Origin of the sequence: Micromonospora sp. LOL_025 (assembly GCF_048060285.1) — a bacterium.
Taxonomy (GTDB): domain Bacteria; phylum Actinomycetota; class Actinomycetes; order Mycobacteriales; family Micromonosporaceae; genus Micromonospora.
In genome coordinates, this window is sequence record NZ_JBHMIR010000013.1 from 54895 (window position 1) to 78883 (window position 23989).

Here is a 23989-nt window from a genome sequence, read left to right on the forward strand (position 1 = left end):
TCGCCGGTCAGCCCTGGACCGGGGCCGGCTGGCCCGAGGGGAGCGGCACCGGCACCGAGGCGACCGCCTGGCGCAGCACCTCGGCGGCGGTCACCCCGCGCACCTGCGCGTCGGGGGTGAGCAGCAGCCGGTGTGCGAAGACCGGCTCGGCCAGGGTCTTCAGGTCCTCCGGCATGATCCAGCCCCGCCCGTCGATGAGCGCGTACGCGCACGCCGCCCTGGTCAGCGCGATCACGCCCCGGGGGCTGACCCCGACGCGCACCTGCGGGTGGGTGCGGGTGGCCGCGGCCAGCCGCACCGCGTACGCGTAGAGCGGCTCGGCGATGTGCACCCGGCGGGCCATCCGCACCATCTCCCCGACGGTGGCCGTGTCGGTGACCGCGGTCAGCGCCTCGGGGGAACGGACCGTGGCGCCGCGCAGCACCTCCACCTCGACGGCCTCGTCGGGGTAGCCGACGGAGAGCTTCACCAGGAACCGGTCGAGCTGGGCCTCCGGCAGCCGGTACGTGCCGTCCATCTCCACCGGGTTCTGGGTGGCCACCACCAGGAACGGCTGCGGCACCGGGTGCCGGACCCCGTCGACGGTGACGGTGCGCTCCTCCATCACCTCCAGCAGCGCCGACTGGGTCTTCGGCGACGCCCGGTTGATCTCGTCGGCGATGACGATGTTGGCGAACACCGGCCCCGGGTGGAACTCGAAGCCCCGGGTGGCCTGGTTGAAGATCGTCACCCCGGACACGTCGGAGGGGAGCAGGTCGGGGGTGAACTGGATGCGCCGCCACTGCCCCTTCACGGTCGCCGCGATGGCCCGGGCCAGGGTGGTCTTGCCGACCCCCGGCACGTCCTCCAGCAGCACGTGCCCCTGGGCGAAGAGCGCGGTCAGCGCCAGCCGGACCACCTGGGGCTTGCCCAGCACCACCGCGTTGACGTTCTCGGCCAGCCGGGCGGCGAGGGCGGCGAAGCCCTGCACCTCCGGCTGGGTGAGCGGTTCTGGGGTGTTCACGACGGTGGTGCTCCTTGCCTGGGTGGGTCAGCAGGTGGGCAGGACCTTGATGTCGTCGCCGCCCTCCAGGTTGAGCCAGGCCCAGGGAATGTAGTTGCGTCCCTTGTAGTCGACCTGCACCCACCAGGTGCTGCGCTTCTCGTTGTTGTAGATGTAGGCGTAGACCTCTTCGCCCTGCTTCTTGCAGTAGGCCTTGAGCCAGGTGCCGTTGGCGACCCAGCCGGCCTGCCGGTCGTCGTCCTGCCGGGTGACCTCGAAGATCTCGTTGCCGTTGCGTTCGCCGGGGATCTCCCGGGTGCAGTAGCTGGCCTCCGCGCCGGAGGAGCCGTTGCGGCAGGTCGCGATCCCGTAGAGGGCGCCCGTGGCCTGGGCGCGGGTGGCGGTGCCGTCGCCGGCGGCGTTGCGCGCCGTCACGGTGAAGGTGTACTTCGTGCCCGGCGTCAGGCCTGTCATCGTGATGCTGGAGCAGCTCCCGGGCTTCGCCGGCTCACCGGCCGTGCTCAGCGAGCAGGTCGCCTTGCCGCCACCGGCGTCCACGGTGAACGTGACCGTCGCCGAGGTGGCGGTGGCCGAGGAACCGGTCACGGTGACGCGGGGCTCGGCCACCGTGCGGGCCGTGGTGGTGGCCTCCGGGCCGGGTCCGGCCTCGTTGACCGCCCGCACCTTCACGGTGACGTTCTGGCCGTTGCCCAAGCCGTCCACCGTGGCCCGGGTGTCGGTCACCTCGCTGCTGCGCCCGCCCACGTCCACCAGGTACTTCGTCACCGGGCGGCCGTTGGCCGCCGCCGGGGACCAGTGCACCGCGACGGCGCCCGGCCGATCGGCCACCGTGGTCGACCGCAGCTCGCCCGGGCGCTCCGGCGGCGCGTACGGCACGACGGTGTTGCTCACCGGCGAGGCCGCCGAGCCGGCGCCCCGGTCGTTGACCGCCACCACCGTGAACGCGTACTGCGTGCCGTATTCCAGTTCGCCCGCCGGCACCACCAGCTCGGTCCTGCGGGACTCGCCGGCGGGGGCGTTGGTGCCCGCCGACGTGGCCGTGACCACGTACTTCGCGATCGTGTTGCCCTGCCCGTTGGCGGCCGGCCACTTCACCAGCACGGTGCCGTCAAGGCGCTCCTGGGCGGTGACGGCGGCCGGCGGATCCGGCACGGCGGCCGTCGGCGTCACCGGGTTGCTGGTACGCGCGGGACCGTCGCCCTTCGCGTTGACCGCGTGCACCGAGAACCGGTACGTCTCGCCGTTGGTCAGGCCCTTGATCTCGACCGCCCGCTGGTTGGCGCCCACCTCGACGCGCTGGTCGGCGCCCTGCACCACGTACCGGGTGATCTCCGCCCCGTTGGCCGGGGCCGGCCGCCAGCTCACCCGGGCCTGGGCGTTGCCGGCGGCGGCGGTGACGCCGCGCGGGGCGCCCGGCTTGCCCACCTTGGGCTTCTTCGGCGGGGGCGGCGGCGGGGGAGCCGGCGGCGGGTCGCCACCGAGCACGTCGTTGGCGTACTTGTCGACCTCGCGGACCTGGTGCTTGTCGTCCACCACCTGGGCGGTGGCCGAGTCGGGGGCGTTGATGAAGAGGTGGTTCTCCCGCACCTCCAGCTCCAGCGGCCCGGTGCCCCGACCCCGGATGGTGTCAACGAGCTGCCCGCCGGAGTCGAAGGCGTAGACCGTGCCGGACGCCTCGTCGGCGCAGTAGTAGCGGCCGGCCCACGCCACGGCCGGGCTGAGCCTGTCGCCCGTGCCCGGCACGGTGAACGCCCGCACCGCGCCCTCGTCGTCGACCACGTGCACCCGCCGCTCGCCGGGCACCGTCACGGGCACGTCCGGCCCGCTGGTGCGCGCCGGCAGCGCGCCCGGCGCGGTCATCGTCAGCGGCGTGGTCCGCACCTCACCGCGCTGCACGGTCACCAGCGCCCCGGCGGTGCGGTCGAGCACCGCGACGCCGTCGTCCAGCGTGGAGACCACCAGTTCGTGGCTGGCGTCCGCGACGTCGTACGTCTCGACCTTCTTCGGGCTGAGCCCGGCACCGGCGGGAGCCGCCGACGCGGGCGCGGAGGGCAGCGGCGCGGCGGTGACCGCCGAGACGGTGCCCTCGCTGGGCACCGCGATCCACAGGCGCCCCTCGCCGTCGAAGGATCCGCCGGTGATGCCCGGCGGGTAGCGCACCGGCTCGCCGATCGGGGTCAGCGACCGCGGGTCGAGCTGCCGGATGACGCCCTGCACGGCGTCGACGACGAACGCCGCGTCCTCGTGCAGGGCCACGTTGACGCCCAGCCCCGGGGTTGTCCCGGTGGTCGCGGTGATCTGGAGGGTGGCCAGGTCCAACGAGCTGACCTGCCCGGTGTTCAGGTCCCGCAGGACCAGCAGCCGGTCGGTCTGGGTGACCTGCATCGGGTGACGGCGGGCGCCCGGGACACCGACGCGGGTGTCGACCCGCGCGGTGATGCCGTTGACGCGGGCCAGCTCGCTGCGCGCGGCGCTCCACAGCCAGGAACTCGCGTCGTGGCTCGCCACCGCGTTGTCCGCCGCCCCGAGGCCGTGAATGGTGAGCCCCATGGCGGCCAGCAGCGCGGCCACCGTCGCGATGGTGACGACCCCGCCGCGCATCCGGCGGGGCCGGCGACGCGGCGGGCCGGTGCCGGCGTGCCCGGTGTCATCGATGGTGGCCACTACCGGCTGCCTCCCGTGTCGTCTCTGGCAGGTGGCGCGCCATGTCCGGCGACCCTCCCCTGAGCCGGGTGCCATCATATGGCCGGGTCGGGGGCGTGGGAACCCGCACCGTCCCCCTGTGGACACCGTGCGTGTGCGCCACGCCGCAGTGGACGGTCAGCTCGACGGCGTGTCGCCCTCCCGTTCCGTGCAGACCTGCCCGGACGTGGCGAACGAGTCCGTCGAGTAGACCGCCAGCACGGTGAAGCAGTAGTCCACCCGCGAGTTCAGGCCGTTGACCGTGTAGCTGGTCTGCCCCGGGTCCACCGTGGCCATCACCCCCAGCGCCTGACCGGTCCGGCCGCCGGCCACCATGAACGGCACCCCGCCACCGGCCGGGTCCGTCCAGTTCAGCGTGATCGTCGCCGAGTCGTCCTTCAGCGTCAGCCCGCCCGGCGGAGGGCCGGCCGCCGACGCGGACGGCGCGGCGGCCGACGGCGAGGCGGGTCCCGACGGCGGCGCCGCGTCGCGGTTGAGCACCAGCACGCCCACGCCGACGAGCGCCGCGACGGCCAGGACCGCGACGACCACCGCGACGATGACCGCCGTGCGGTTCCGGCCGCTCTCCTCGGGCTCCGGCGCCATCGGGTACGCCGGCGGCGGCGGGAAGGCCGGCGCCTGCTGTTGCGCGGGGTGCTGGGCCGTCGACCGGGTCCGCACGGGTTGGGCCTTCATCGGGAACGTCTCGTCGATGTCCAGGTACGCCGGCGGCAGGTCGTCGATGTTCTCCCGCTCCGGCTCCGCCGGCTCGACCTCCTCGCGCTCCCGTTCCCCCTCGGCCCGTTCCAGCTCCTCCTCGACGTCCGGCTGGTCGGCGTCGGAGTCGGTCGTCGCTCCTGTGAGCGCCTGCGGGGGAGCCGTGCTGCTCCACGGCGGCGCGGACATGCTCCACGGCGGCGCGCTCACCGGCGGTTGGCCCCCGGGCGGCGCGCTCACCGGCGGTTGAACCCCGGGAGGGGCGCTGAACTGCTGCGGAGGAGCGGGCGGCGCGCTGACCGGCGGCGGCATCACCGACGGCGGAGGCGGGATCGGCGGCAGGGGGGGAACCGGCGGCGTACTGACGCCCCGCGGCGGCGCGCTGACCGGCGGGCTGCTCGTCGGGTGCGCGGGCGGTGCGCTGACGGGCGGGCTGCTCGTCGGGTACGCGGGCGGTGCGCTGACCGGGGGCGTCGGTGGTGCGCTGACGGGGGACGCTGGTGGTGCGCTGACCGGTGGTGCGCTGACCGGCGCGGCCTGCGCCGCTGCCGGTGACGTGTCGGGCGGTGGCGTCTCGGACGGCCGGGCGGGGCTGACCGGAGCATCCGGTGCGCCGGGAGTGCCGGCGGCGCGAGCGATCTCCTCGGCGAGCAGCGGTTCGATCTGCTTGACCTGGATGGTCGGCTTGGCCCATCCGGGCGCCGGCCCCGCCGGGCGCTCCGGCGCCTCGGGCGGTGCCGCCGCCTCCGAAGCCGGGGCGGTCGCCTCCGGCGCGGAGACGCGCGGGGCCTCGCCGACGGACTCGGCCAGGGGCGAGGACGGGACGTCAGGCACGGCAGGCCGGGTAGCCGGCGTGCCGGGTCGGGGTGACGCGGCGCTGGTCGTACCGGTGGTGGATGGTCCGGCGGCGGGCCCCGCTGTCGTTCCGGGCGGCGTGGTGCTGGCCGGTGACGCGGCGTCGGCCGCCGCCGTCCCGGCCGACAGGCCGCTGGTCGGGGACGCCTCGTCGACGGCCCGGTGTCGCGGCGCAGCGGTGGCTCCCGTCGGGGGCACCGCGGCCCTCGCCTGCGCGGGCGGCTCGGCGCCGGCCAGGGGAGGAACGGGCGGCTTCGGCACGGCCGGCACCGGTGGGGCGGGCGGCTCCGGGGCGGCGACGACGGGAGCGGCGGCCGCATGGCGCGGGGGCGGCGGTACGGGTGGCGTCGTGGCTGGCGGAGACGACACCGGGGCCGGTGGCGGCACCGTCCTCGGGGCCGGCACGACCGAGGCGACGCCGGCCGTCGCCGGCGGGGCGGGGCGCGGCGCAGGTGTGGCGGGACCCGGCGTCGCCGGCGGTTGGGCCGGCCCGGGAGGAGGCGCCCAGGGTGACTGCGGCGACGCCGGTGCGGGGCGTTGCGCCGGGACGACCGGGGGCGGCGGCACGGGCGCCGACGGCACCTGAGGGTGCGCCGGGGCGGCGGTGGGCGCCGACGGCACGACCGGGGGCGGCGGGATGGGCACCGCCGGGGCGTACGGCGGCTGCGCCGAGGACGGCACGGCCGGAGGCGGGGGTACGGCGGCACGGGCCGGTCCCGGTGGCGCGGGCACGACCGGCGGCGGAGGGATCGTCGGGGGTGGCGGAATCCGCTGCGGCGGGGTGGCGTACGGGGTGGCCTGTCCCCGCCCGGGGGGATGCGGTGCCTGCGGCGGGGCCGGCACGTGGGGTGGCGGCGGGGCCCACGCCTGCCGGGGCGGGGCGGGCACCACCGGCGGTGGCGGAACCTGGGCACCCTGCGGCGGGGCCGGATACGGCTGCGGCGGCACGGGCGGCATCTGTGGCGGGTGGCCGGCCGAGCGGGGCGGCTGTGGGGGCGCCGCAGGGTGCGGCGCCGGGCCGACGGGAGTGGCCCGTCCCACGCCGCGTACGCCCGGAACGGGTGGCGGCGGCGGGACCGGCGGGGTGTGCGGGGACGCCGGTGCGGCCGGCGGGGTGTTGGTGACGTGCGGCGGCATCGGCTGCGCGGTCGGCGGCTGCGCGGTCGGCGGCTGCGGGGGGCCGACCGCGGCGGGCTCGTGCGGTCGCCAGGTGGTGGAGAGCACCGCCAGCGACATCGTCGGTTCGGAGAGCGCGGACATGTCGGGCCGCGCGACCGGCGGCGCGGGCTGCGGGGCGGGAGCGGCGTCGCCGAGATACTGCCGTGCCGTGCGTACCGCAGGATGGTCGACGCCGAGCACGGCGGGCCCGAGGGTGGCGACGCGGGTGTAGTTGCGGCGCGCCTCGTGCCGGTTGCCCAACTCGTCCGCCACCGCGGCCAGCTCGAAGGAGAGCGCCAGCATCAGCGGATCGGACGGTGGCCAGAGGCGCTCGCCGGCGGCGAACGCCTCCTCCAGCACGCGGCGGGCCGCACTCGGGTCGTCCGCCTCCCGGTGCAGGCGGGCCAGCAGGTGCGCGGTGCTCAGCACATCCGGGTGGTCCTTGCCGTACGGCGGCCGGGCGGAGGCGACGGCGTCGTTGAGCAGTCGACGGGCGGAGTAGAGATCGCCCGCGGCGCGTAGGGCGAGGGCCCGGTGCTGCACGGCGGCCAGGGGAGAGGGATGGGACACGTGGCCATGCTGCCGCGTCAGGCCCGTCGGACGCTACCCAGGCCCACCGGTTGGCCGCGGCTCACACGGGTCCGGTCACCCGTCCGACCTGCGGCGACCCGTCGGCCGGAAGCTGATGTGCATGATCCACCCGGGCCGTGTACAGTAACTCCCCGTGCGGCCCACCAGGGCGGCCGGCGGGTGGAAGCTCACCTCGGTCGACACGGTAGGCTGGACATGCAGGTCCGGGTGGCGGAATGGCAGACGCGCTAGCTTGAGGTGCTAGTGCCCGTATAGGGCGTGGGGGTTCAAGTCCCCCCTCGGACACGAACCATTACCCCACGGTGCGCGCTGAGATCCACTGCGGCGCGCACCGTTTGTGTTTCCGGCTGGTAGGTGAGCCGGAGCCCGAGTTGCCGGTAGACCTCGGACTTGTCGGCAGGGTCGGCGTCGCGGAGCACGGTGGCGATGTCGCCGAGCGCCGTCATCAGGCTCGTGATCTCTGCTCGGCTCATGCGGCGTGGGCTGTTGCCCGCCTTCGCGTGGAGGTCGGCTTCGGCGCGGGCGCGTTCGGTCTGGGTTTGGGTGATCCATTCGGTGACCACCGCCGGGTCGGCACCGGCGTCGAGGGCTGCTCGGTAGCGCTCTAGCTTGGCGTCGCATTCGGTGATGATTGCCTGGGCTGCCTTGGCATGACCGGGCGGATGATCCCGGGGTTGGGCGTCGGCCATCGCGGTGATCGTCTGCTCGATGCGGTGGGGTGTGAAGGCGGAGGCCAGCCAGATGTCGAGCGGGTCAGTGAGGGCGTCCTCGCGCAGGTACACGTTGCGGGGATGGTCGACCTGGTTGGCGAGGGCGTACTCCTGGGGGAAGCGGCAGCGGTAGTAGGCGTTGCCGTGGTTGTACTGGCCCTGCATGCGTCGGTCGCAGGCTGCGCAGTAGATCAGACCGCGGAAGACGTACGGGTTGCGGGTGCGCTGCTTGACGTGTTGACCTCCAGTGCCCCGTCCGCGCTTTTCAAGGATTGCTTGGGCCTGTTCGAAGGTCGCGTCGTCGATGAGTGGTTCGTGGCTGATCTCCGTGGAGACCACCCACTTGTCGCGGGCGTTCCAGCGCATGATGCCGGTGTGGCCCATTGCTACGTCGTCGACGTCGAGCAGTACCTCGTCGGTGCGTTGTTTGTTCCATACCTGTCGCCCGGTGTAGCGGGGGTTGGTGAGGATGACGCGGACGGCGCTCTTGGACCAGGCGATGCCGCTGCGGTGGGGGTTGCGGGCGCGGTCGTGTGCGGACGGGCACGGCACGTGGTTGGCGGTAAGTCCTTCGGCGATAGCGAAGAGGCCGATGCCGGCGAGGAACTCGGCGAAGATCCGCCGGACGATCGGCGCAGTGTGGTCGTCGGGAGTGAGGCCCTTGAGGCGTTTGCCGTCGGCGGCCTTGGCGGGGTTGGGGTGGGGGCCGAGGTCGCGGAGGGTGTAGCCGTAGGGTGGGCGTCCGCCGAGGTAGCGGCCTTCGAGGAGGGTCTGAGCGGTCATGGCGGTACGCACGCGAAGCTTGATCCGGTTGCGTTCGCCCTTGCTCATGCCGCCGAAGACGGACATGACGAGTTCGTGTGCTTCGTTGTCGGGGTCGATGGGGCCGCCGATCTCGGGCACCCAAAGTTCGACGCCGTAGTGGGCGAACAATGGCACCGTGAGACCGAACTGGTTGCCGTAGAAGGCGCGGTGGGGTTCACCGACGACCACGGCGGAGAACCCGCGCTGCGGGTCGCGCAGCGCCGCGAGAAGCAGGCTTGCCTGCGTCCGGCGTTGCCACGGGAGGGAACGGCTCTGGCCGACGTCGAAGTACTCGGTGACGATGCCGCCGCCGTGGGGCTGGATGAGCGTCGTCGCCCGCGTGAGCTGCCAGCTCCGGGACGATTCGGGGTCCTGGTTGTCCTCGGTCGACACGCGGCCGTAGAAGGCAAAGGGTTTCGGTTGAGGGGTGGTCATCCGTTCTCCTCGGTCGAGTTGTTCGTGCGGCGGTCGTTGACGCCTCTGAGCAGCTTCAGTAGGGCGGCAGCGGCATCGGGGTGCAGCTCAGGTGGCTGGTGGGGAGCCTCCACCCTGATGAATGCGGTCGTCGCGGGCCCGTCGACGTCGTCGACCGTCCATGAACCGTTGCCTTCACTAGATCCGTCAAGTCGCTTGTCCGGTGCCGCGCCCGTCGCCGGATCGGGCTCCTTGCGTTGCTGATGTTGGTGATCGGACGGCAGAGTCATGCGCCTCCGTCCGGTGGCTGACCCGGCGGAGACATCCGTCGGTGGGCGTGCATCGTTCGCTCCTTGATCTCCGAGAGCCCGTTTGGATAGGGGGCGGGCTGGAGGGCGACGTAGGCATTGGCGTCGTGAGCGAGCAGGGCGGTCATGCTGCAGCTCAATGCGTTGGAGGCTCGTGCCGTGCCGGATGGGTGGGTTGTCATGGAGATGTCCTTCGAAGTTGGTTCATGTGCCGGTTGCTCCGGCGGGCATGAAGAAGCGGCCGATGCCGTCGGGCACCGGCCGCTCGCTGAGTAGGGCAGGCGTTACATCTATGCGGTTGTCATGTCCCTCAGGTGGCCTCGAGACGGCAATCGCTGCCGGGCGGCGGGGCTTGCTGGTGCGCGTCTGCGTCGACTATTGACGGTCCGGAGACCACTCATTTCACACCGAAGAGGTCACTGGTTCGATCCCAGTATCGCCCACCGTAAATTTGGCAGGTAGCGAGCCCGTCACCGGAATCCCCGGTAACGGGCTTTCGCGTTGTTGCCCCTTAAATTTGGAGCAGGTTGGGAGCAGGCGGCATTCGGCCCGGGATTGGACCGCCGTGGGCCGCACGGCGCGGTACGGAGTTGGCGGCCCACGACCGGGCCCTCCCTCTGGTTGAGGACCGGGCGCACTGGCTACCGGTACCCCGTGACGCGAGGGCGGCTCCGCTGAAGTGACCCCCTGAGACCGGATACCTCCTGACTTGGCATCCTGCCGAGGAGGAGGAAACCGCTGTGGCTCGACAGAGCAAGTACCCCGAGGAGTTCCGCCGCCAGGCCGCGGCGCCCGAAGGGATTGACCGTCGGGGAAGTGCGGCTCCGTGCGGCGCTAGCCCCTATTGGCAGCTTCTATGCGGCTTGGTTTCCGAGTTTCAGTGACCCAGCTCCGACGAACCTGAGCCGGCACGTAACCGTCCATCAAGCGGATACCAGCCACTACGCCGAGGGGAACGCGGTGATGTCGGTGCTGCTGGCCGCATCGGTAATCCGGGCGGTGCAGGAGATACACGACGGCGGGGCAAGCGTGTGACGTGCCGGCAGAACGCTGTGGCTATGCGGGTACTCGTGGCCGTACAGTCACCGTGTGGCGCTACCCCTTGACGTGTCGAAACCGTTTCGCTTTCACCGTGAGCTGCTGCAGCTCGTGAACGCGGTGCTGAACGCCGGCGGAGCGGACGAGGCCAGGTGGATCGAGTGGAAGGGGACGCTTGACCTGGCAACCGGTCCAGGGCAGCATCACCTCGCTCGGCAGATCCTGGGGTTCGCGAACAGAGACCCGGATGTCGCAGCGCGGTGGGCAGGAGGCTACGCATACCTGATCGTGGGCGCTGAACCAGGTGTCACCAAGCCGGCTGGGGTGGCGGTGGTTGATGCGGCCACCCTAGAAGGACAACTCGCGAAGTGGCTACCCGGTGAGATCGTCTGGAACATGGATTACGTCCGCATTGGCGACGCCGATGTCCTCGTGATCGCCGTTGACCCCCCTTCTTGGGGGGACCCGATCCATACCCTTCAGAAGACCATCGGCAACCATGCTCCCGGAACCGTCTTTACCCGTCATCAGGCCAGCATCGACACCGCCAACCCTGCCGATATGAGAATGCTGCAGCACCGCTACGCCGCCGGGTCCCGACGCACCCGACTGGCGATCACGCCTAGTGTCGTCGAGGTCGAGACCCGCCCTGACGTTAAACGCGTTCATCGACGAGTGGCGGGATGAAGCCAGCCTGCGGCTCATGTCCTACGTAGAAAGGCAACAACCGTCCACGGAAGCTGCTGGCATTCATCTGCGGGGGCCGAGAATTGCAGGTGTTGCGACAATCCCGGATTCCCGGACGCTTAAGGACTATACCGATCAGGTGAGGCGGTACCTCAAGGTAGCGGAATCCGCTATCGCTGACCGCGCTGATCGGCTGCTGCCGCGCCGACGTCTGACGCCCGTACAGCTCACCGTCCGGAACTTGACCGACCATACTCTCGACGACGTTGAACTGACCATGGTGTTCCACGGACAGGCACAACTGCAGCGTGTAGACCCCGATAGCCCGGTACCCGAGCTGACTAAGTTGCCAGAACCGCCGGCACCCCTCGGCAAGCCACGAACGATCGTGCACCTCCCTGCCGCCGAGCAGAGCGCCATGGCACTCGCCAAATTAGCGAGTGTATTGCCAAAGGATTCCGCCATTTCGCTAGTTACGGTGCCTCAACTCTGGCGAAAGGCGCCTGACCTGGTTACGGCCCGATCGACGCCAGGCGGCCTTGAGATCCGTTTCCTCCCCTTTGATCTTCGGGCCGAACAATCCCGTGAATTACCCGGCGTGCTACTAGACGTATTCGAACCAGAAGGAAGCACCTGCGAGCTTTCCTGGAGCGCGACCTCGAACAGCCAACCAGGCGCGGCGAAGGGCACCCTTGCCGTAAAGCTCATGAGATCGACCTTCGATTTCGGTCAACTAACCGCTCGATCTTAGTAACTTGGTCGCTCTGTATCGGCCGATCGTTGAGAAGGCCGAGACTGCGGCAGCGAGATGCGACCTGTAATCGGTGGCAACAGCCAGCGAGGGCTGGAATGATGCCTTCGTGCGGATTACCAGGATTTCGGCCACAGACTTCCTTGGCCTCAGAGCAGCAGAGGTAAGGACCGACAGACCCCTAACCTTCATCACGGGCGCGAACGGCAGCGGCAAATCCACGCTCCTACAGGCTCTCAACCTGATGGTGGACGCCGTCCACGCCAGCGTCACGGGGCCGCAGCCTCTTGACGGCGAGTGGGCAACGGCCGGCCACCACGGCGCGGAGTCGTTCGAGGTTCGTGTGGGTGTCAGGTTCGAGGCCTCAGATGAGCGTTCGCTGATCGACGCCTACTACCGGGCGGCGATACTTCACCTCCTACACCCTGAGGCCGTCGACGTGCAGACGCTCGCTGCGGCGGTTGATGCGAAGCTCACGCCCGAGTCGGCGTCGCCGATGATGATCGGCGAACTTGTGATCATCTTCGACAGACGGCAGCGGGGGCCGTGGACGGTAGGGTGGGAGTTCCAACTGCGGCATGGGCCGGTCCACGTTCAACTCCTCGGCAATGACATGGGCCGCCTGCTAGACGGTCCTGTCGTCGCTGGTCCCAGTGCGTTGCAGTACATCAGCGAGTTGTGCGCGGCAACCAACGACCTCGACTTCAAGGTCATTCAGGGACAGGTTCCGGTCGATCTGTGGGCATATGTGCCGGGCAGACGCGTCGAATTCGTTGCCGAGTATGTGAACACCGCGGTGCAGCCGGCAAGCATCGCCGCTGTCTTGGCAGAGGCTGACTCTCAGTCTCAGTCTCAGCCGCAAGGGCGGGTGCCTTTCGCGCAGGTGCTGAAGCGGCTGTTGGAGCGTCGTCTCCAAGTCACGAATAACCACCGCGCACCGATTCGTACGCACTACAAGGCGCGGGAACTCGCTCAGACGCCCAGCCTGCGGGATGGCGCACTGCTGGCGTTGGAGCTGCACCGGCTGAAGAACGGACCGGCCGGCGACCGTCGCCGTTTCACCAGAGTGCAGGAGTCCTTCAAGGAGCTGACCGAGGAGCGTGTCGACTGCACCGAACTGGTCATACCGGATGCTGAGGAAGGCGCGGAGGTGATACTCGTTCCTACCATCCAGATCCTTCGAGGCGACGATGCGTACGACGTCCCGCTACATCGCGCTGGGGCGGGAGCAGCCGAAGCGCTTCTACTTGCCACTCTGCTGGCGGACGAGCGCCGGTGCGTATTCCTCGACGAACCAGCCGTGCACCTGTCGCCGACGGCGCAACGGCGCCTGTTGGCGATGCTCCGTGCTCGCCGAAGTGCTCCTGGCCAGGCGCTTTGCGTGACCCACAACCCCGACCTGGTATCGGCGCAGACTGCTGGCGAACTGGGCAGCATTGTCCGCATGTCGAAAGCCGGTGGCCTCGTCGTGAACTCGATCGCCGTGAACACATCAGCAGACCTCGCCAACATGACGCGGCTTCTCGCTACAACTGAAGTCCGTAGCCTGCTCTTCGCGGCCGGGGTGGTGCTGTTCGAGGGCCCCACTGACCTCGCCGCTATCGGGCGCTGGCTCGACAGTGGCATAGCAGTCGAGGGGAGGCTGCTGCCTACCCCGGATGAGCGGAACGTCGCCTTCCTCTCAGTGCACGGGCAGAAGGGATTTGGGGCTTACGCATCACTGGCTGACCGGCTTGGAGTGCCCTGGGCCATCGTCGCCGACGGTCCCGCGATGCGCCCCGGCAGCGTTATGGCGAAACAGCTGGCGAACCTGGGTAGGGCGGTGCCGCAGGCCGGCGAGAAGTTGGCTGACGTCCGAGCGGAGTGGGCGGCCCAAGGTGTCTACTCCCTTGCTGACGACTTCGGTGACGACGGGTCAAAGGGCGGGGAGATTGAGGCGTTTCTGGGCCGGGTGGACACAGAGATGCTCGCCAGGGTGCAGCGAGATGTTCAAACGCAGAAGGGCGCCAGGGTAGGCGCTGCCTTCGCTGACGCCGTACCGGCGCCGCCCGAGGTAGCAGCGCTGTGGGCAGACTTGCTTGGCGCGCTAGGGCTGCTTCGGACGTGAGTGGCCGACGGGCCAACCGCGAGCCGGCCGGCTGACGCCGGGTGCACCTGGTGCGTCCGACTGACCCTTTCGAGGCATCCCCATCGGAACCCGACCTGCGGCATGGGTGGCGATCGTGGCTGCTCGGTGGCTGCTCGGGCGTCGGCGAACCGACGCGGACGTGCCGCTACGGGCTTGGACTCGACGGGAATCGCCGAGCCCACTGACCCATCGATGAGCGGGGATGGGTCTTATCGGCAGGGCGTGGACCTGCGAAGACTCTGCCGGACTTGGATGGACTCGGGAGGTTGCTAGCGGACCGAGACTTTGATAGAGCGCTACACGCGGGGAGGCTGCGTTAGCTTCTTCCTACGGATCAGAAGGTTAGGGGTTCGAGTCCCTTCGGGCGCACTTTACGATCAAGGCTGTGAACAGCGAAAACGCCGGTCACGGCCTTGATCGCTTCTACGCGTTGGGATCGATTTTCCCATGATTTTATGGTGCTCCGTTGTCACTGTGCTGTCGTGGCCGGGGGCTCGTGCGGGTCCGTTCTGACCAGTGCATTTGCGTGTCGCCTGGTCTGGATCTCGGACGAGATGCCGGTGCGTCGGGGTACGGCCGTTGTCCACGGTGGTCACCGCTGTGGATCTTTACTCCGAGGTGGGTGCCTGGGGCGGTCGGCCGCCGTTGACCTGGCCTGGCATAGGGTGACGAGCGGGGTCGGGATGTCGGCCGGAGCGAGCATCGGCGATGAAGGCGGGGATGCCCCGCATCTGATTTGTGCTCTCTGATCGCCCGGCGGCCTCGGCGAGGACCTGCACGATGACGCCGTGGCGCTTGTGCTCACAGCCGGGGTAGCAGGACCGATGTCCGCCGCTAGCGTCCACTCGGTGGGCACCGAAGACGTTGCCGGCCTCGTCGGACTCCTCGCCGTCATCGGCATCGGCTACGCATGGTTCAACCGCGACCGCGGCGACGACTACGACGACTACGATGGCGGCTACGAATAAGTTTGGTACGAGGAAGAATGACGCTACGAGGAACACTGGCGCGAAGACTGAGCCGCTGGGCTTTACTCGCCGCGATCCTCGGCGCTTGGGCTTCCGCCGCGCGGTGTGGTGCGGCAGTTGGCTATCGTCGCTCCATCCGCCCCGTTGTGAAGGGCAGGTGAAGGGCCGTCAACGACGTCAAGGCGGATGGTCCGCTTCGGGCGGCGGGATACCCGAGCCGCTGGCCAGTTGCGACATTGTCGGCATCTGCCGACATCAACTCCGACAAATTTTGACACCGCGAACTGCTCTGCAGGGGTGCCGTCGGTCTCACAATGAGACCGACGACAGGTGTGCTGTGGGCGCGACCCTGGCACTATCTGCGTTCGGCAGCGACGCGCGGCCTTCGGGTGCATGGGTGACTGTCAGAGCTGGCAGCTGTGGTCTGCACGCGTCGGGGCCGCAGCGTCTGCAGGGCGATCGGAGTTAGAAGCAATGGCCAACAGCGACGAGATCCAAGCTGCCCGTCGTGCGCTCGGCCGGCAACTCGCCGAGTTGCGAAAGGCCGCCGGTCACACTCAGCATGGTTTCGCCCGGCTCGTGCAGTACGGTCGCAGCTCCGTGGCGAACACCGAGACCGGTCATCAACACCCTGACCGCGCGTTCTGGGTCCGCTGCGACACCACGCTGCAGACCAAGGGCTTGCTTGCCGCCGAGTACGACCGCATCGCCGATCTGGACCGCCGGCAACGTCGCCTATCGGTGATGCAGGCGGTCGAGCAGACGTCTAGGCCGATGACACTATCTCCCACCAGCCCCGACGCACCGTGCGCGGACGACACCACCGTTCTGTGGGAGCACGAGGACAGCATCGACGCCCGTCGGCTGGCGCTGAAGTCCGCAGCCGACGACGACGCGCGCCTGGCGTACCTCGAGAGCGAGGTACGCCAGGCGATCTGCGACAACGAACGCCTCACCCCGGCCCTCCTCACGGCACGTATGCGACCGCTGCGCGCCTACGTCGACCAGCTCATGGCCGGCCGGCAACACCCACCGCAGCGCGCTCGGCTCTACACCGCCGCCGCCCACCTATCCGGACTCCTCGCCGCCCTCGCCTTGGACCTCGGCGCGTTCCGCCTCGCACACGCCTACGCCGCCGAAGCCTTCGACCTCGCCGACGCCGCCAAGGAGCCCGACACGCAAGCCTGGGCGCGGGCGACACAGAGCTTAATCGCGTTCTACACCGGCGACTACCACGACGCGCTGGCCTACGCCCAGGACGGCCTGCGCCGCGCCGGCACGAGTCCACACCGCATCCGCCTCACGATCAACGGCCAGGCGCGAGCCCTTGCCCGTCTCGGCGATCGCTACGGCGTCGACAGCGCTGTCGATCGAGCATTCGCCATGCTGTCCGACTACCCACCCGTCACCCAGGTCAGCACAAGCCTTGCCCTCGGCCCGTACTGCCAGGCCAGGACAGCAGCAAACGCGGCAACCGCCTACCTGGCCCTTGACCGCACCGCACACGTCAACAACCACCTCTCCATCGCCATCGCCGCGTTCGATTCAGCCGGGCTGCGGGGCCCGCAAGCACTGAGCCGCCTCGATCTGGCGACCGCGCACCTGCACGTCGACGACCCCGACCCCGAACAGGCGGCCACGCTGGTGATGGAAGCGCTCACCCTCACTGCGGACCAGCGCTTCGAGTCGGTTCACCAACGTGCCCGGCAGTTCCTCGCCATCGCCAGGCCGTTCGCCCGCCACCCGCGGCTGCGGCAGGTGGCGGACCTGCTCGCTGAGCGGACTCAGGTCGCAATCGCAACGCCGCCGGCTCTACCATCGCCGTCATGACCAGTCGGGAACTGGCCAGCCTGCACCAGCGCTGGACCGCCTACCAGGATCTGCCCGAACTCATCGAACACTGGTACTGGCGCCCGGGCTGGCGAGCCGACCGCCGGTTCTACACCTGGCACCTCACCTTTGAACGCCAGCCCGAACTCCACCGTTTCGTCACCGACCTACAGCGCCAGCTGGTGCTGCCGGGGCTGGACCTGGTGCCGCTTGATGGTCTGCACCTGACTATGCAGGGCCTCGGCTTCACCGACGAGGTCAGCGCCCCCGACCTCAACGCAATCGTCGCCGAAGTCCGGCAGCGTTGCGCCGGCTTGGCGCCGCTGGAGTTGTCCCTCGGCCCCGCCGACCCTGACGCCGAAGGAATCGGTCTGCTGGTCCAACCCTGGGACCGCGTCGAACATCTCCGCGCCACCATCCGGGACGCCATCGGCGCGGTGTGGCCAGCCGTGCCCGAGCCCGCGGACGGATTCCGGCCGCACGTCACCATCGCCTACAGCGGCTCACCGGCGCCGACAGATCCGATACGCGCTCGGCTAGCCGAACTCCGTGACCAGCCTCCGGCGCGGGTGACGGTGAGCGAGGTGACGCTGATAGCGCTACGGCGGGAGAATCGCACCTATCGCTGGACGACTGCGGCAACGGTGTCTCTGGCCGGGTGACCCCGCCCTGCCGTCAGGCGTGAGAACGGCTTGCTCCGGAACTCCGACCAACTCCGCAGGCGCGATCTAGATATACAGCCTGCGATGGGTGACATGCGTCAGGTCTCTGCTCGCTATGCCTTTCAAGATGATCCGGCCCCGTCGAAGTGCCTCGGTCGGCACCGACTCCTGCGGCCATGCAGCTGCCTGCTGATCTGGCGGATCTGGAGGGCTGGCTCATCGCCGTCCTCCGGGATGCACCTCCTGAAGAAATCTTCGCCGCTGTCGCCCGCGCCGAACCACCCGTCGGCGAACAGCTAATCCCAAGCAGGTGGCGGCGGCGATGCGTGGGAGCTGTCCTCGTCGACCAGTTGTTCCTCGCCGCCCGGCGAACCTGACGGCGGTGGGACGTCGCTGGGTCGTTACCGAAAGGGGCGTTTGAGCGGGTCCGTTCAACGGTGACGAGATGTACACCGAGGCGCAGCTACACGGCGTAGAGGCGTGCAAGCGCCGTGCGGATGGCCGGAACCGCTTCGGCGGGGTGGTGGCCGGGATGCAGGTGCATGATCGCGGCGTAGACAGCTTCGTCGATGTCTCTGACGGTGAGGCCGTTGGGTAGGCGTTGGAACCAGCGGTGGCCGGTCGGCCGCTCCGGCAATCCCACATCGCGCAGGTATGAGTTCGCTGCCTCATCGATGATCGCTTGATCGTTCGCTGTGCGTGGCGGGTGAGATGTGTGCTCTCCGGTGCTGTCGCTGACGGTGACCTCGACATGATGTTGTCGGGTTTCTCTGCACCGGGCCAATGTGGCGGGGGCGGCGAGGTAGCCGAGCATGGCATCCCAGCCGGATTCGCTCAGCTCCCAATATCGGCCATTCGGGGTGTCGATGGCGCGGTAGCGGTCGGACGTTTCCGGCGGTGGACCGGGGAACGGCTGGGCCGTGTCCCAGGCGTTGGGTGCGGCGCTGGTGTCGGCCATGCTGCTCCTTGGGGCCTCGCTACGGCCACGGTCCCGGCCTCCGTCGAGGAGGTCGGGGCCATGGTCCACGCATCCATATTGAACTGTGATGGTACGACTTGGTGCGGAACGGGATCAGAACTTGCAGGGTTCGGCGGTAGACCCGTAGCACTTGAAGCGTGCCGTCTCCAACGCAGGCGCCGTGCGGGCGGAGTAGCCCGCGGGGGTGTATTCGGTGTTGAAGGCCGCGTAGTACGCGGCGGGGTTGGTCAGGAAATTGCCGTAGATCGTGGGGCTGTTCCAGCGGTACGAGCCGGCACCGCTGAGGCGCCCCGGGTAGAGAGCGTGGTCGCCGCAGTTGGCGTCCGGCCAGTTGTCGATGACCTGGTAGCAGTTGATCCAGGAGTCGGTGAAGGTCAGCGACGGGCCGAGGTCCCAGATTAGGGAGACGGTCCACCGGCCGCGTCGGCCCTGAAGGCTATTGCGGATGATCACGTCGTAGCTGCCGATGACGCCGCTGGCGTTGCCGTACACGGCGTTGCCCTTCGTTTCACCGATGTAGCGCTGGTAGTCGATGACACGGTGACATATGCCGCTGCCCTCGCACCACGTGTCGTAGTCGTCTGCCAGCACCGACACCGGGCCAGGGGCCGGGGCGGTGGTGGCGGCAACCGGCGTGAAGGTTGTGGTGGGGGAGCCGTGGGCATCGCGGCGGGTGCTCGTCAGGCCGGCGCTGGTGCAGCTCCACTCCGGCAGCCTCTGCTGCATGGCGAGCGCGATGCACGGCGCGAGAACCTTCTGAGCGCCGTCGTAGGTGTTTTTCACGCGCTTGCCGGCCACAGCCGGAGCGTCCAGGGCCGCGACGCCGAGCATGAAAGCGAGAAGGCCGGCAACGAGAACCCCACCCCTTTTGAGACTACGAATGTCCACGCTTTCTCCTTTCACATGCGCACGTGCTGACGCGACCCATCGAACATCCCGGATGGCAATGTCGATAAGGATTGTCGGCGAGCTCCGACAATCCACTGACAGTCTCGTCTCCCTCGTGCGACCACCAGTCGGGCCGGCCAGGGACTTCGCCCTTGTTCCTTCCTGCGGTGGCAACGGTGAAAGGGTCACCCGAGGGAATGTCGCCCAGATGTCGGAACCCTTGGGCTCGGGTAGCCGACATCAATGGGTATCGCCTTTAGTCCTTGATGTTGACGTGGCGGACGAATGGCCCCGATGCCACTCGCGTTCGTCCGATTCCCGTGCAGGACTGCCCTGCACCCAACCGATCGGGGTGCGCGTCGGTGCCGGGAGGCCCGGCCGCACATGCCGCCGAAGGAGGTAGCGCCGATGCGGCGCAAGTGGTTCGCTCCCGCCGGCGACGGCGAAACCTACAGCCCTTTAGGCATTGACTGTGAAGGCGCGGCCACGCTGTTCGGGAGCCGCAGCGGCTGGGCTCGCATACACTCGGCCGACCCCGACGAGCAGACCGTCCAGGAGTTCGCCGAGACCAACCGCGCGTTCTGGGCCTTGCTCGACCAGCAACCGCCGCCACAGTCGCTTCGGCGGCTGGAGCCCCGCCGACGGAAGGGGCAGGCGTGAAAGCGGCACACCCGATCCCGCAGGTCGTCGCGGACACCCTCTTGCAGCTCGGCGGCGACGACTGGTCCCTTGGCCGGGACCTCACATCAGGCAGCCGGGTCGACGTCGTTGTTGTCAGGCTCCGCACCGACCTGGCGCACCTCAGCGACGAGTGGATGTGGGTGACCGGTCACCACCCCGAATGCCTGTACCCAAATGCCGACGAGCACCTGCCGTGCATGGAGCTGCGGGTCCGCGTTGCCGCGCTACGTCGGTACGCCAGCGCGACATGAGCCGCAGCGACGAACCCTGCGGCCCGGCCGACAGGTATGCATCCGCGCGGATGACCGACAAACAGCACGCCGACGGCCGCACCTGTTTCCACTGTAATCCCGACGGCAGCTGCGAACAGAACGCCTGGGCGCAACAGGAACTTGCCCTCCACTTCATCCGCCGCCTAGAGAACGCGGCCGCTGCAGCCATCTCGACGAGTAACCCGGAAAGGCCAGCCGCGTGCACACACATCCCGGCGTAGCCGACGACGCCCCTCGGCATTTGCGCGGTCAGCCCGCCGCGCCGCAGCGTCACGTCCGGGCTGTAGGCAACGCGCCTACTGGGCCGGCGCTGCTCGCCGACGAGTTCTGGTTCATGGCCCACGACGACCAGACCGGCCGGCCACGCCTGTTCGAGTCCGCGCTGAACCACGGCTTGGCCGCCGCGCTACTCGCCGAGCTGTACGGCGAAGGCCGGATCATCTTCAAGCAGGGGCGGATCGAAGTGCTCCAGCCCTGGCCGCCGAGGGACTGGCTGCAACACGTCGTGCTTGACCGGCTGATCGCACAGCCGCAGCACAGCGACACCCGGACGTGGTTGGCGTTCTTGGCCGCCACCGCCAGCGAGCAGGTCACCACCCGCATGTGGCAGGTCGGGCTGCTGCGTCAGCAGCAGATCGGCCGGCTGTGGCGTCAACGCACCATCCACGTGCCGACCGACATGAACGTCGCTGCGTCGTCGTGGGCGCGGCTGTCGGTCGACCTGCGCTTCACCCGCCGCCTTAACTCCTTCGACGTGGTGCTCGCGGGCCTGGCCTTGCACACGCAGCTGGACAGGGCCCTGCTCGACGGTGCGTCGCTGGCCGTCCGTACCCACTTGCGTCAGGTGGTCGCGCAGGCCCCGCCACCGGTGCGCGACCTGCTTGCCGACCTCGGCAGCGCGGTCGGCGGAAGCGTCCTGAGTCACCGCACCTGACGTGCGGTCGATCCCACCATCCCTCTCGAAAGAGGCTTCATGCGTACATCGAAACCCGACACCGTCTCGGCTGTGCTGGCACGTGGCCGTCTCGGGATCCCGTCCGTAGTGTTCTTCGTCATCGCCGCAGCGGCGCCGCTGACCGTTGTCGCTGGTGGCGCGACCACCGGGTACGCCGTCACCGGCGTCGTCGGCATCCCCGTGTCCTACCTTGTCGTCGCCGCGATCCTGGCTCTGTTCGCCGTCGGCTACGTGGCCATGTCCCGACGCATCGTCAACGCCGGCGCGTTCTACACCTACGTGACGCACGGCCTCGGCAAGCCGGCCGGCGTCGCCACCGCCTTCGTCGCGCTCCTGGCGTACAACGCGATGCAGATCGGCCTCTACGGCGGGTTCGGCGCGGTGCTGGCCCAGTTCCTGCAGGACCGCTACGGCTGGAACACCACCTGGTGGCTGTGTGCCCTGGCCGCGTGGGCTGCCGTGACCGTTCTCGGGCTGTTGCGTATCGACCTCAACGGCAAGGTGTTGGCTGTGGTGCTCGTCGCCGAGTGCGCCGTCGCGGTCGTCTTCGACGTCGTCATGGTCAGCAACCCGGCCGCCGGCGTCAGTTTCGACACGCTCGCCCCGTCGCACATCTTCGCCGCCGGCATCGGCGCGGCGCTGGTCACCGCGATCACCGGTTTCGTGGGCTTCGAAGGCACCGTCGTGTTCAGCGAGGAGACGAAGGACCCGCGCCGCACCGTACCGCGAGCCACCTACATCGCGGTGGCGGTCATCGGCCTGCTGTACGGGCTGCCCGCGTGGGCGATGTCCGTCGCCACCGGCCCCGACATGATCGTCGACGCCGCCCGCGCCGACGGCACCGACCTCATGTTCAACCTGGTGTCCCCGCACCTCGGCAGCAGTGTCGTCACCGTCGGCCGGGTCCTGTTCATCACCAGCCTGTTCGCCGCGCTGCTGGCGTTTCACCACACCGTCGCTCGGTACCTGTTCGCACTCGGCCGCGAGCGTGTCCTTCCCGCGTGGCTGGGCCGCACGAGCCGCCGCACCGGCGCACCGAAGGCCGGCTCAATCGTCCAGAGCGTCATCGCGGTAGCCGTCCTCATCGGCTACGCGGTGGCCGGCGCCGACCCGATCGTGCATCTGTTCTTCTGGATCACCGTCACCGGCGGGCTCGGGGTGCTGATCCTGATGACCGTCACCTCCGCCGCGGTGGTCGGATTCTTCGCCCGCACCCCACACCGCGACGGCCTTTGGCGTACCGCGATCGCGCCGCTGGCCGCTGCTGGCGCGCTGGGCGCCATTCTCGTCGTCACCATCGAGGAGTTCGACGTCCTGCTCGGTGTCTCCGCGACGTCGCCGCTGCGCTGGTGGTTCCCCGCCGCCTACGGCATCGCCGCCGTCCTCGGCACCGTATGGGCGGTGATCGTGCGCGCCACCCGTCCCGACGTGTTCACCGCGATCGGCCTCGGTGCGGACAGCGCCACCGCGCCGGTACGCACCCCCGACGCCACCCGCCAGCCGGTCTGACCAGGAGTGACCATGCAATCGAATAGCACCCTCACTGTCCGCCGGGCCACACCCGACGACGCCGGCCCGCTCATCACCGTGCTGGTGGAGGCGTTCCTCGACGGGCCTGTTGCCGACTGGCTCGTGCCCGACCTGAACGACCGCCGCACGGTCTACTTCCGCTACTTCAAGCACGTTCTCCATCACGGGCTTCAGTACGGGCGCGTAGACACCACCTCCGACCTGTCGGCGGTCGCGATCTGGTACACCCGCGACGAGGTTCCCCTGCTGGCGTCAACCGACCACTACTACGCGGTGGAAAAGGCGACCGGCAAGTACGCGCCGAAGTTCCTGCTGCTCGACGCCATTTTCGAAACACACCACCCACACGGCCCACACGACTACCTCGCCTACGTCGCCGTCGACACACGCCGCCAGAGCCGTGGCGTCGGCTCTGCGCTGCTCACCACCGCACACCAAACGCTGGACGCAGCTAACCGGGCGGCGTACCTGGAGGCCAGTAACACCCGCAGCCGGGACCTGTACCTGCGCCTCGGCTACCGCCAAGGCGAACCGATCCACCTACCAACCCAAGGACCGCTGATCTGGCGGATGTGGCGCGGCCAACCGACCGACGGCAGCCCCGCGCCGTTCCCGACGGACCTCCTACCACGCAGGCGGCCACTGTGAGCGGCCCCGCCCTGGGCACGACCATCCGCCCGGCGACACCCCACGACGTCGCCGCGATCACGGTACTGCTGGCCAGCGCACTCGACGGCGATCCCGTCATCCAGTGGCTGCTGCCCGACCCCACCGAGCGCATTACCGTCCTGCACCGCCTGCTCGCCGTCGACGTCGACCACGCGATCGAAACCGGCACCGTCGACGTGACACTGAACCTCTCGGCGGTCGCGGTATGGCGCAGACACGACCCAGACGCTGCACGATGGCCGCTCGGAGACCACCACCTGACAGCCTTCGCCGGCACCGCAGCCCACCGCCTGGCGACGCTGAACTCCACCATCGACAGCTACAGGTCTTGGGCGCCGCACCACTGGCTGTCGTGGCTCGCCGTGCACCCCGCCTACCAGCGACAGGGCCTCGCCGGCGAATTGCTGCGCCGGCACCATCAGGTCGTCGACGGCACCGGATGGCCGGTCTACACCGTGATCACTACCGAAGCCGCCCGCGACATGCTCCGGCAGCAGGGATACCACGCCGCCCTGCCACTGAACCTGCCCAGCGGACCGAAGCTCTGGCCCTTGAGCCGAGGCGCACGCCCAGCCCGCCCGCCCGATGCTTCCCTCCGCCACTGCTGATTGACCCGGTACGCCGAACGGCGCCGGGCCACCCCGATGGTTCGGCGCCGATCCCACCCGCAACGCTACGACCCAGCGAGGAACTGCACAACATGCTCGTG

The 23989-nt window shown here is 69.4% G+C and carries 18 protein-coding genes and 1 tRNA gene; 12 read left to right on the top strand and 7 right to left on the bottom strand.

The genetic code is table 11. From position 1 onward, the window contains the following. Positions 1 to 7 precede the first annotated feature (7 nt). From ACFHW0_RS17875 to ACFHW0_RS17885, 3 genes are all read right to left on the bottom strand, one after another. The gene (locus tag ACFHW0_RS17875; protein WP_121400830.1) at positions 8 to 1003 is read right to left on the bottom strand and encodes an AAA family ATPase; all 996 of its coding nucleotides are present in this window, start codon (positions 1001 to 1003) and stop codon (positions 8 to 10) included. A gap of 27 nt (positions 1004 to 1030) precedes the next feature. Further along, on the bottom strand, positions 1031 to 3604 hold the full coding sequence (locus ACFHW0_RS17880; RefSeq protein ID WP_416609164.1) for a fibronectin type III domain-containing protein: 2574 nt from the start codon (positions 3602 to 3604) through the stop codon (positions 1031 to 1033). A 219-nt stretch (positions 3605 to 3823) separates the two neighbouring features. Beyond that, the gene (locus ACFHW0_RS17885; RefSeq protein WP_416609039.1) at positions 3824 to 6985 is read right to left on the bottom strand and encodes a tetratricopeptide repeat protein; all 3162 of its coding nucleotides are present in this window, start codon (positions 6983 to 6985) and stop codon (positions 3824 to 3826) included. 222 nt (positions 6986 to 7207) lie between these two features. Between ACFHW0_RS17885 and ACFHW0_RS17890 the strand changes: the two genes are divergently transcribed. After that, positions 7208 to 7291: transfer RNA gene (locus ACFHW0_RS17890), tRNA-Leu, on the top strand. Here ACFHW0_RS17890 and ACFHW0_RS17895 read toward each other — a convergent pair. Both ACFHW0_RS17895 and ACFHW0_RS17900 read right to left on the bottom strand, forming a co-directional pair. After that, a complete protein-coding gene (locus ACFHW0_RS17895; RefSeq protein WP_416609041.1) occupies positions 7273 to 8955 on the bottom strand; it encodes a recombinase family protein in 1683 nt (560 codons plus the stop codon). The two genes, ACFHW0_RS17890 and ACFHW0_RS17895, sit on opposite strands and share 19 nt — an antisense overlap. Beyond that, the gene (locus ACFHW0_RS17900; protein WP_416609043.1) at positions 8952 to 9224 is read right to left on the bottom strand and encodes a hypothetical protein; all 273 of its coding nucleotides are present in this window, start codon (positions 9222 to 9224) and stop codon (positions 8952 to 8954) included. Before ACFHW0_RS17900 ends, ACFHW0_RS17895 begins: the two co-directional genes overlap by 4 nt. A gap of 1107 nt (positions 9225 to 10331) precedes the next feature. Here ACFHW0_RS17900 and ACFHW0_RS17905 point away from each other — a divergent pair. The 5 genes from ACFHW0_RS17905 to ACFHW0_RS17925 all read left to right on the top strand — a co-directional run bounded on the left by ACFHW0_RS17905 (position 10332) and on the right by ACFHW0_RS17925 (position 17306). Then, a complete protein-coding gene (locus ACFHW0_RS17905; protein ID WP_416609045.1) occupies positions 10332 to 10967 on the top strand; it encodes a hypothetical protein in 636 nt (211 codons plus the stop codon). Positions 10968 to 10983: 16 nt separating this feature from the next. Further along, positions 10984 to 11718, top strand: a complete 735-nt coding sequence (locus ACFHW0_RS17910; RefSeq protein ID WP_416609047.1) for a hypothetical protein — start codon at positions 10984 to 10986, stop codon at positions 11716 to 11718. 109 nt (positions 11719 to 11827) lie between these two features. After that, a complete protein-coding gene (locus ACFHW0_RS17915; protein ID WP_416609049.1) occupies positions 11828 to 13825 on the top strand; it encodes an AAA family ATPase in 1998 nt (665 codons plus the stop codon). A gap of 1463 nt (positions 13826 to 15288) precedes the next feature. Then, positions 15289 to 16644 carry a helix-turn-helix domain-containing protein gene (locus tag ACFHW0_RS17920; protein WP_416609051.1) on the top strand — a complete coding sequence of 452 codons (1356 nt, stop codon included), beginning with the start codon at positions 15289 to 15291 and terminating at the stop codon, positions 16642 to 16644. Beyond that, positions 16641 to 17306, top strand: a complete 666-nt coding sequence (locus ACFHW0_RS17925) for a 2'-5' RNA ligase family protein (RefSeq protein ID WP_416609052.1) — start codon at positions 16641 to 16643, stop codon at positions 17304 to 17306. Before ACFHW0_RS17920 ends, ACFHW0_RS17925 begins: the two co-directional genes overlap by 4 nt. Positions 17307 to 17769: 463 nt before the next feature. On the opposite strand, the gene ACFHW0_RS17930 is transcribed toward ACFHW0_RS17925, so the two are convergent. Both ACFHW0_RS17930 and ACFHW0_RS17935 read right to left on the bottom strand, forming a co-directional pair. Further along, the gene (locus ACFHW0_RS17930; RefSeq protein WP_416609054.1) at positions 17770 to 18264 is read right to left on the bottom strand and encodes a DUF5956 family protein; all 495 of its coding nucleotides are present in this window, start codon (positions 18262 to 18264) and stop codon (positions 17770 to 17772) included. A gap of 114 nt (positions 18265 to 18378) precedes the next feature. Further along, on the bottom strand, positions 18379 to 19173 hold the full coding sequence (locus ACFHW0_RS17935; RefSeq protein WP_416609056.1) for a hypothetical protein: 795 nt from the start codon (positions 19171 to 19173) through the stop codon (positions 18379 to 18381). 408 nt (positions 19174 to 19581) lie between these two features. Between ACFHW0_RS17935 and ACFHW0_RS17940 the strand changes: the two genes are divergently transcribed. The 6 genes from ACFHW0_RS17940 to ACFHW0_RS17965 all read left to right on the top strand — a co-directional run bounded on the left by ACFHW0_RS17940 (position 19582) and on the right by ACFHW0_RS17965 (position 23888). Next, positions 19582 to 19833 (top strand): hypothetical protein, encoded by a 252-nt coding sequence (locus tag ACFHW0_RS17940; protein WP_416609057.1) that lies wholly within the window; start codon positions 19582 to 19584, stop codon positions 19831 to 19833. Further along, a complete protein-coding gene (locus ACFHW0_RS17945) occupies positions 19830 to 20105 on the top strand; it encodes a hypothetical protein (protein ID WP_416609059.1) in 276 nt (91 codons plus the stop codon). The genes ACFHW0_RS17940 and ACFHW0_RS17945 overlap by 4 nt, the downstream gene beginning before the upstream one ends. 220 nt (positions 20106 to 20325) lie before the next feature. After that, the gene (locus tag ACFHW0_RS17950) at positions 20326 to 21060 is read left to right on the top strand and encodes a GOLPH3/VPS74 family protein (protein ID WP_416609061.1); all 735 of its coding nucleotides are present in this window, start codon (positions 20326 to 20328) and stop codon (positions 21058 to 21060) included. Between the two features lie 39 nt (positions 21061 to 21099). Further along, on the top strand, positions 21100 to 22590 hold the full coding sequence (locus ACFHW0_RS17955) for an APC family permease (protein WP_416609063.1): 1491 nt from the start codon (positions 21100 to 21102) through the stop codon (positions 22588 to 22590). Positions 22591 to 22602: 12 nt separating this feature from the next. Then, positions 22603 to 23259 (top strand): GNAT family N-acetyltransferase, encoded by a 657-nt coding sequence (locus tag ACFHW0_RS17960; RefSeq protein WP_416609065.1) that lies wholly within the window; start codon positions 22603 to 22605, stop codon positions 23257 to 23259. Then, positions 23256 to 23888, top strand: a complete 633-nt coding sequence (locus ACFHW0_RS17965) for a GNAT family N-acetyltransferase (protein ID WP_416609067.1) — start codon at positions 23256 to 23258, stop codon at positions 23886 to 23888. The genes ACFHW0_RS17960 and ACFHW0_RS17965 overlap by 4 nt, the downstream gene beginning before the upstream one ends. Positions 23889 to 23989 lie beyond the last annotated feature (101 nt).

Coding starts and splice junctions, on each gene's coding strand:
- ACFHW0_RS17880 (WP_416609164.1), bottom strand. CDS start 3,604: ATGCGCGGCGGGGTCGTCACCATCGCGACGGTGGCCGCGCTGCTGGCC.
- ACFHW0_RS17895 (WP_416609041.1), bottom strand. CDS start 8,955: ATGACCACCCCTCAACCGAAACCCTTTGCCTTCTACGGCCGCGTGTCG.
- ACFHW0_RS17900 (WP_416609043.1), bottom strand. CDS start 9,224: ATGACTCTGCCGTCCGATCACCAACATCAGCAACGCAAGGAGCCCGAT.
- ACFHW0_RS17910 (WP_416609047.1), top strand. CDS start 10,984: ATGTCCTACGTAGAAAGGCAACAACCGTCCACGGAAGCTGCTGGCATT.
- ACFHW0_RS17920 (WP_416609051.1), top strand. CDS start 15,289: ATGGCCAACAGCGACGAGATCCAAGCTGCCCGTCGTGCGCTCGGCCGG.
- ACFHW0_RS17925 (WP_416609052.1), top strand. CDS start 16,641: ATGACCAGTCGGGAACTGGCCAGCCTGCACCAGCGCTGGACCGCCTAC.
- ACFHW0_RS17930 (WP_416609054.1), bottom strand. CDS start 18,264: ATGGCCGACACCAGCGCCGCACCCAACGCCTGGGACACGGCCCAGCCG.
- ACFHW0_RS17940 (WP_416609057.1), top strand. CDS start 19,582: ATGCGGCGCAAGTGGTTCGCTCCCGCCGGCGACGGCGAAACCTACAGC.
- ACFHW0_RS17955 (WP_416609063.1), top strand. CDS start 21,100: ATGCGTACATCGAAACCCGACACCGTCTCGGCTGTGCTGGCACGTGGC.
- ACFHW0_RS17960 (WP_416609065.1), top strand. CDS start 22,603: ATGCAATCGAATAGCACCCTCACTGTCCGCCGGGCCACACCCGACGAC.